The sequence below is a fragment of the Zobellella endophytica genome (genome assembly GCF_003012775.1).
GTDB classification, from domain to species: Bacteria; Pseudomonadota; Gammaproteobacteria; order Enterobacterales; family Aeromonadaceae; genus Oceanimonas; species Oceanimonas endophytica.
Map to the genome: position 1 here is coordinate 104,252 of NZ_PXYG01000011.1, position 7,800 is coordinate 112,051.

Annotated in this window: 7 protein-coding genes; all 7 read right to left on the reverse strand. The window is 64.1% G+C overall.

From position 1 onward, the window contains the following. Positions 1-230 precede the first annotated feature (230 nt). Positions 231-551 carry a nitrite reductase small subunit NirD gene (nirD, locus tag C7H85_RS18300; protein ID WP_106731147.1) on the reverse strand — a complete coding sequence of 107 codons (321 nt, stop codon included), beginning with the start codon at positions 549-551 and terminating at the stop codon, positions 231-233. After that, positions 548-3,061, reverse strand: coding sequence for a nitrite reductase large subunit NirB (nirB, locus tag C7H85_RS18305; protein ID WP_106731148.1), 2,514 nt, complete (start codon positions 3,059-3,061; stop codon positions 548-550). Before nirB ends, nirD begins: the two co-directional genes overlap by 4 nt. A 371-nt stretch (positions 3,062-3,432) precedes the next feature. Then, positions 3,433-4,194, reverse strand: a complete 762-nt coding sequence (gene cobA / locus C7H85_RS18310; protein WP_106731149.1) for a uroporphyrinogen-III C-methyltransferase — start codon at positions 4,192-4,194, stop codon at positions 3,433-3,435. A gap of 52 nt (positions 4,195-4,246) precedes the next feature. Further along, positions 4,247-5,062, reverse strand: a complete 816-nt coding sequence (locus C7H85_RS18315) for an ABC transporter ATP-binding protein (RefSeq protein WP_106731150.1) — start codon at positions 5,060-5,062, stop codon at positions 4,247-4,249. A gap of 11 nt (positions 5,063-5,073) precedes the next feature. Continuing rightward, entirely contained in the window at positions 5,074-6,045 is a 972-nt protein-coding gene (locus C7H85_RS18320) for an ABC transporter permease (RefSeq protein ID WP_106731151.1), read from the reverse strand. A 17-nt stretch (positions 6,046-6,062) separates the two neighbouring features. Further along, on the reverse strand, positions 6,063-7,430 hold the full coding sequence (locus tag C7H85_RS18325; protein ID WP_106731152.1) for a CmpA/NrtA family ABC transporter substrate-binding protein: 1,368 nt from the start codon (positions 7,428-7,430) through the stop codon (positions 6,063-6,065). Between the two features lie 246 nt (positions 7,431-7,676). Then, positions 7,677-7,800 (reverse strand): transposase (locus tag C7H85_RS18330; RefSeq protein WP_146140482.1); only part of this gene is annotated, 124 nt, incomplete at its 5' end.

A 7,800-nucleotide genomic window follows, 5' to 3' on the forward strand; every position in this document is an offset into this window, starting at 1 on the left:
CCATGGCATTTCATGGTCGGCTTCGCTGCCCCCTTTGTCCTCCCCAAAGCTCAGTGTCGCCTGTTGACTCTTTGTTTGAGTCGTCACCGACAAGTTTCGTAAAGATCGTAAACAGCTGCCAGCAGAAACGGGGCCGCATTGGCCCCGTTTGATTATGAAGGTGGAAGCGAGGCGGGTTGCCGGCTCCCCTATTCCCGTTGGCCCAGCCCGCTTCCGTATCCCGTCAGGGATTACTGCTCAAGCCACAGCTGACCGTCCTTGGCGATCAGGGGCCAGACCTTGACCTTGACGTCCTCCTGCTCCAGGCAGCGGCCGTCTTTCAATGAATAATGATGCTTGTACAGGGGCGAGGCCACGCAGGGCTCACCCTTGATGTCGCCGACGATGCCCCGGGCCAGCACCTGGGCCTTGCCCATGGGATCCCAGTTGTCGAGGGCGACGTAACCGAGCCCGGGCAGGTTGAACAGGGCCAACTGCCGGCCCTCTACCAGGGCGGCCATGCCGCTGTACTCGGGAATGTCGCTCTGCTGGCAAAGACGAACAAGACTCATGATACCTCCTTGATTTCAATCAGTTCGACCGGGCGGATCTGGCCGCGCTTGCGTTCGAATACGATGCTGTCGTCGGCCTCGTCGGTGTTGACGAAGCTCTTGAAGCGCTTGAGTTTTTCCGGATCCTGCAGGGTGGCTTTCCACTCGCATTCGTAGCTGTCGACCACATGCGCCATGCGTCCTTCCAGCTCCTCGGCCAAGCCTAAGGAGTCGTCGATGATGACCTCGCGCAGGTAGTCCAGGCCGCCCTCCAGGTTTTCCATCCACACCGAGGTGCGCTGCAGCTTGTCGGCGGTGGCCACGTAGAACATCAGCAGCCGGTCGATGTAGCGGACCAGGGTGTCGGTATCCAGATCGGTGGCGAACAGGTCGGCGTGGCGCGGGCGCATGCCGCCGTTGCCGGCGAAGTACAGGTTCCAGCCCTTCTCGGTGGCGATCACGCCCACGTCCTTGCCCTGGGCCTCGGCGCACTCACGGGTGCAGCCGGACACCGCGAACTTCAGCTTGTGGGGCGAACGCAGGCCCTTGTAGCGGTGCTCCAGGGCCACCGCCAGATCCAGGGAGTCCTGCACCCCGTAACGGCACCAGGTGGAGCCGACACAGGACTTGACGGTGCGCAGCGACTTGCCGTAGGCGTGGCCGGTCTCGAAGCCGGCGTCGATCAGTTCCTCCCAGATCAGCGGCAACTGCTCCAGCCGGGCGCCGAACAGGTCGATGCGCTGGCCGCCGGTGACCTTGGTGTAGAGGTCGTAGCGCTTGGCCACCTGGCCCAGCACGATCAGCTGCTCGGGAGTGATCTCGCCGCCCGGTACCCGGGGCACCACCGAGTAGGTGCCGTTCTTCTGCATGTTGGCGAGGAAGGTGTCGTTGGTGTCCTGCAGCGGCTGGTGCTTGGGCGACAGTACGTGTTCGTTCCACAGGGAGGCGAAGATGGACGCCGCCGCCGGCTTGCAGACATCGCAGCCGAGGCCGGTGCCGTGCTGGTGCAGCAGCTCGTCGAAGCGCTTGATCTGGCCGACCTTGATCAGGTGGAACAGCTCCTGGCGGCTGTAGGCGAAGTGCTCGCACAGGCTCTTGTCGGCGCTGATGCCCTGGTCTTCCAGCGCCTGGTTGACCACCTGGGTGAGCAGGCCGGAACAGCCGCCGCAGCCGGTGCCGGCCTTGGTGCAGGACTTGACCGCCGCCACGTCGCAGGCGCCGCCCTGCACCGCCTCGATGATGGCGCCCTTGCTCACGTTGTGGCAGGAGCAGACGGTGGCGGTGGCCGGCAGGGCCGCCTTGGGCGCGCCGCCGGCGGCGTCTTCCGGCACCAGCAGGGCCAGCGGGTGATCCGGCAGCGGCATGTCGTTGAGGTAGGTCTGCAGCAGGGTGTCGTAGTCGCCGGTGTCACCCACCAGCACGGCGCCCAGCAGGCGATCGCCGGCTTCGTTCAGCACCAGCTTCTTGTACAGATCCTTGCTGCGATCCAGCAGCAGCACTTCCTGGCTGCCCGGGGTCTGGCCGTGGGCGTCGCCGATGGCGCCCACTTCCACGCCCAACAGCTTGAGCTTGGTGCTCATGTCGGCGCCCTGGAAGGAACCTTCGCCACCGAGCAGGTCGGCGGCCACGGTGCGGGCCATCTGGTAGCCGGGGGCGACCAGACCGAACAGCTTGCCTTGCCACAGGGCGCATTCGCCGATGGCGTAGATGTCCGGATCCGAGGTCTGGCACTGATTGTTGATGCAGATGCCGCCCCGCTCACCCAGGGTGAGGCCGGCGGCCTTGCCCAGGGCATCCTGGGGGCGGATACCGGCGCTGAATACCAGCACGTCGGTTTCCAGAATGCCGCCGTCGTCGAACTTGAGGCGGTGGGTGGCGCCTTCGCCATCGATGATATGGTGGGTGGCTTTCTGGGTGTGCACATGCAGCCCCAGGCGCTCGATCTTCTCCTTCAGCAGGGTGCCGCCCTGGGGGTCCAGCTGCACCGGCATCAGTCGGGGAGCGAATTCAACCACATGGGTTTCCAGGCCGAGCAGGCGCAGGGCGTTGGCGGCTTCCAGACCGAGCAGGCCGCCGCCGATCACCACGCCGGTCTTGGCATTCTGGCAGGCGGCCTTGATGTCGGCCAGATCTTCCAGGGTGCGGTAGACGAAACATTTCTTGCGATCTCGGCCCGGTATGGGCGGCACGAAGGGGGTGGAGCCGGTAGCCAGCACCAGGCGGTCGTATTCCAGTACCTCGCCGAGGGCGGTGGTCAGGGTCTTGGCCTGGCGGTCGATGGCGGTGACCGCCTCGTTCAGGCGCAGCTCCAGGCCGCTCTCCCGGTACCAGTCGGGGGTGGCCATCAGCAGCTCTTCCGGCTCCTTGCCGCCGAACACCTCGGACAGATGCACCCGGTCGTAGGCGGCGTGCTTCTCGGCGCCGAACACGGTCACCTCGTACTGCGCCAATCCGTTCTGGTCGACCAACTGTTGCAGCAGGTGATGACCTACCATGCCGTTACCGATGACAATCAGTTTCTGTTTCATCATTGCTATCCTTAAGCCACCCTGGACTTGCTTGCGGGTTGATACTGTTGGCGACCTTCTTGGTTCGGGCCCCATTAGTTGTGCGACGAGCGCTTAAGCCATAGGTATCAAAATGCGTGCCAAACTTTATTTGTTTGATCCACAAGGTTTTTTTTGGTCAGGGGGATAATGGAATGCTCCCTGGCGGGGCAGGCTTCACCAGGATGATGCAACAGAAATGAGCGGATTGACGCTGATTACTACTTTAGGGGTATTTGCGGGAGAAGGCAAGCGGCTTTTTGACAAGGGGCCGGCATCGGCTGTGCGCGGGGCCAGATAACGCCGCGGCCGCTTCAACACCAGGATGAAGCGGCCGCGGTCTGGCGGGAGGCTACTCAGGCCACGGCCAGGGAGTCCAGGGTGGCGGTCAGTTCGGCCCGCAGCCGGACCACCTCGCCGATCATCATCAGCACCGGTCCCCGGGGCGTCAGCCGTTCGGCGGTGTGGATCAGCCGGCCCAGCTCGGTGGTGGTGATCCGTTGCCCGGCGGTGGTGCCAGACTCAATCAATGCAACCGGCAGCGAAGCGGGGCAGCCTTCGGCCAGCAGTTGCTGCTGGATCACGGTGGCCTGCTCCAGCCCCATGTAGAACACCAGGGTCTGGCCGGCCTGGGCCAGGGCGGACCAGCCCCGGAATTCCCCGCCCTGCTGCAGGTGGCCGGTGACCAGGGTGACGGCACGGGACACCCCCCGGTGGGTCAGCGGGATCAGGCTGGCCGCGGCGCAGCCCAGGGCGGCGGTGATGCCCGGCACCACGCTGAAGGGAATGTCGTGTTGCTTGAGATAGAGTGCCTCTTCGCCGCCGCGGCCGAAGATGAAGGGATCGCCGCCCTTCAGCCGCACCACCCGGTTGCCGGCCCGGGCCAGCCGCACCAGCACGGCGCAGATGTCTTCCTGGCGGGCGCTGGACTTGCCGCAGCGCTTGCCCATTTCGATGCGTTTCACGCCGGCCGGGATCAGCGCCAGTATGTCGGGGCTGACCAGGCTGTCGTACACCACCACTTCGGCCCGCTCGATGGCGCGCAGGGCCTTGAGGGTGAGCAGCTCGGGATCGCCGGGGCCGGCGCCGACCAGGGTGACATGGATATCTTGATTCATTGCTTCCTCCAGGGAGCCGGCCAGTGCCGGCTTCTCTCTCTTTAATTTTATGTCAGGCGACCCTGGCCTTGCGGTCCAGTTGGCTGACTTTATTATGGCCTTCATACAAAAAGCTCAGCACCCGCCGGCGCAGCTGGTGGTACTGGGCGTCGTCGCTCAGCGCCACCCGGTTGCGTGGGCGCTCCAGGTTGATGGGCAGTATTTCGCCGATGGTGGCGGATGGGCCGTTGGTCATCATCACGATCCGGTCTGACAGCAGCACCGCCTCGTCCACGTCGTGGGTGATCATGATGACGGTGTTGCCGAGTTCGGCCTGGATTTCCATCAGCGAGTCCTGCAGGTGGGCCCGGGTCAGGGCATCCAGGGCGCCGAAGGGTTCGTCCATCAGCAGCACCTTGGGATCCACCGACAGCGCCCGGGCGATGCCCACCCGCTGTTTCATGCCGCCGGAGATCTCGCCGGGCAGCTTGTGGGCGGCGTGGCTCATGTGCACCAGGGCCAGGAAGTGCTCCACCCGCTCCCGGCGTTCGGCCTTGCCGTGATGGCGGAAGGTGTTGTCCACCGCCAGGGCGATGTTCTGCTCCACCGTCAGCCAGGGCAGCAGGGCATGGTTTTGGAACACCACGGCCCGCTCCGGACCGGGGCCGTCCACTTCCCGGCCGTCGAGGATGACGCCACCGGTGCTGGGGGCATAGAGCCCGGCCACCAGGTTGAGCACGGTGCTCTTGCCACAGCCGGAGTGGCCGATGAGCGATACGAACTCGCCCTTCTGCAGCCGCAGGTTGATGTTCTTCAGCGCCTCGAATTCGCCCTTGTCGGTGCGAAAGCACATGTCGATGCCGCTCAGTTCCAGGTAATGTTTGCTCATGGTTGGTCTCCTCAGCGGCTGGCGCTGGTTTTGTCCCAGGACAGTTTTTGCTGCAGGCTCAGCATCAGGCGGTCGAGCAGGTAGCCGATAAGGCCGATCACCACTACCGCCACCATGATCCGCGCCATGGAATCGCTGCTGCCGTTCTGGAATTCATCCCACACGAACTTGCCGAGGCCCGGGTTCTGGGCCAGCATCTCGGCGGCGATCAGCACCATCCAGGCCACTCCCAGGGACAGGCGCAGGCCGGTGAAGATCATCGGAATGGCACTCGGCAGCACTATCTTGCGCACATGGGTCAGGCTGCCCAGGCGCAGCATCTTGCTGACGTTGATCAGGTCCTTGTCCATGTTGGCCACGCCCACGGCGGTGTTGATCAGGGTCGGCCACAGACAGCACAGGGTGACGGTGAACAGCGAGATCAGGAACGATTTGGACACCAGCGGCTCCGGGCTGACGTAGAGCGCGCTCACCACTATGGTCACCAGCGGCAGCCAGGCCAGGGGCGACACCGGCTTGAGCAGCTGCACCACCGGGTTCAGCGCCTGGTACAGGCTCTTGTTCAGGCCCAGGGCGATGCCGGTCGGGATGGCGATGGCGGTGGCCAGCATGAAGCCGGCGGCCACCGTCTTCAGGCTGGTCAGGATCTGGTCGAAGAAGGTGGGCCGGCCGTTGAAGGCGCGGATGCGCACCTCGGCGTCGGGGTCCCTCTCCAGCAGGGCCTGGTTGCGGGCGATCTGGCGCTGGTAGAACTGCCGCTCCCGGTCCCGTTCCACCTTGTGTTCCTGCACCAGGTTCACCAACTGCTGGCCGGTCTGCACCGGGCCGGGCAGGGTGCCGAGAGAGGTCTGCACCTGGCCCGCCAGCACATGCCACAGCAGCAGGAAAACGGTAAGGCCGAACGCCGGTATCAGGGCCTTCGACCAGTACCGCGGCGACGCCAGTCGCGACCATTGCGTCAGCGAAATCACTTTCATGTTCATCATTGCCTCCTCGCCGTTTACAACCGGGTATCGCCGGTCAGGCCGATGGTGAACTGATCGATGTAGTCGTTGGGTTTACGGCCGTCGAAGGTGGCGCCGTCGATGAAGTCACCGGTCACCGGGCGAAAGCCGTCCCGCTGGTCCAGGCCGGGGAAATCGTCGGCACCGAGCTTGCCCTCGGCGATCAGCGCCCGGGCGGCCTGGGTGTAGATGTCCGGGCGATAGACGCGCCTGGCCTGCTCCAGGTACCAGTCGTCGCTCTGGGCCTCGGCAATCTGGCCCCAGCGGCGCATCTGGGTCATGAACCAGACCGCGTCGCTGTAGTAGGGGTAGGTGGCGTCGTGGCGGAAGAAGACGTTGAAGTCGGGGGCCGGGCGCACGTCGCCGGGCTCGTACTCGAAGGATCCGGTCATGCTGGCGGCGATCACCTGCTTATCGGCGCCCACATAATAGGGCTGGGACAGGATCTCCACCGCTTCTTCCCGGTTGGCGTTGTCGCCCTCGTCCAGCCAGTGGGCGGCGCGCAGCAGCGCCTTCACCAGCCGCAGGTGGGTATTGGGGTGTTGCTCGGCCCAGGCCTTGTTGACGCCGAACACCTTTTCCGGGTTGTAGGGCCAGATATCGTGGTTGGTGATCACCGGCACCCCGATTTTCTTCAGTACCGCCTGCTGGTTCCAGGGCTCGCCCACGCTGTAGCCGGCGATGGTGCCGGCCTCCAGGGTGGCCGGCATCTGCGGCGGCGGGGTCACCGACAGCAGCACCTCGGCCTGCAACTGGCCGCTGTTGTCGCCCTTGTGGGGCGCGTAGTAGCCGGGATGGATGCCGCCGGCGGCGAGCCAGTAGCGCAGCTCGTAGTTGTGGCTGGACACCGGGAACACCATGCCCATGTTCAGGCTCTTGCCGCCCTGGCGGTACTGCTCCAGCGCCGGTTTGAGGGCGGAGGCGGAGATGGGATGCACCGGCTTGCCGGCGTCGTCCAGCTCGAGGTGGGGTTTCATCGCCGCCCATACCTCGTTGGCGACGGTAATGGCGTTGCCGTTCAGATCCATGCTGAAGGCGGTGATGATGTCGGCCTGGGTGCCGATGCCGAGGGAAGCGCCGATGGGCTGGCCGGCCAGCATGTGGGCGCCGTCCAGCTCGCCGGAGATCACCCGGTCCAGCAGTACCTTCCAGTTGGCCTGGGCTTCGAGGGTGACGTAGAGGCCTTCATCCTCGAAGAAGCCCTTTTCATAGGCGATGGCCAGGGGGGCCATGTCGGTGAGCTTGATAAAGCCGAGGGTGAGCTCGTCCTTTTCCGCCGGGCCTGTTTCGTCCTGGGCCGCCAGCGGGGCGGCCAGGCCGAAGGCGAGGGTGCAGGCCGCCGCGGTGCTTTGCCATAAGTTCATGATGGGTACTCCCTGTGATGTTGGATCCGTGGCCGGAAAGACCGGTAGCTATACAGGGAGTATCAAGATACGTGCCAAAGATTAAACGTTTGATTTTAAATGGAATTTATAGGTGTGTGCGAGGGCGATGCCTGTTTGCGGGCAGGGTTCTCACCAAGATGATGCAGCGGGTACAACTTAGGCAATTATAGGTACTACTTTAGGGGTATATCGGGGCCGCCGCAAGTGCCTGCCGTTATTTTTGGTTCATCGCACTTTACCGGGGAACGCCGCCTTGATTTTCAGGAAGAAGTACTCGGTATCCTTGAACCCATAGGCCATGCGCTTGATGACTTTGATACGATTGTTCACGCCTTCCAGTTGACTGGTA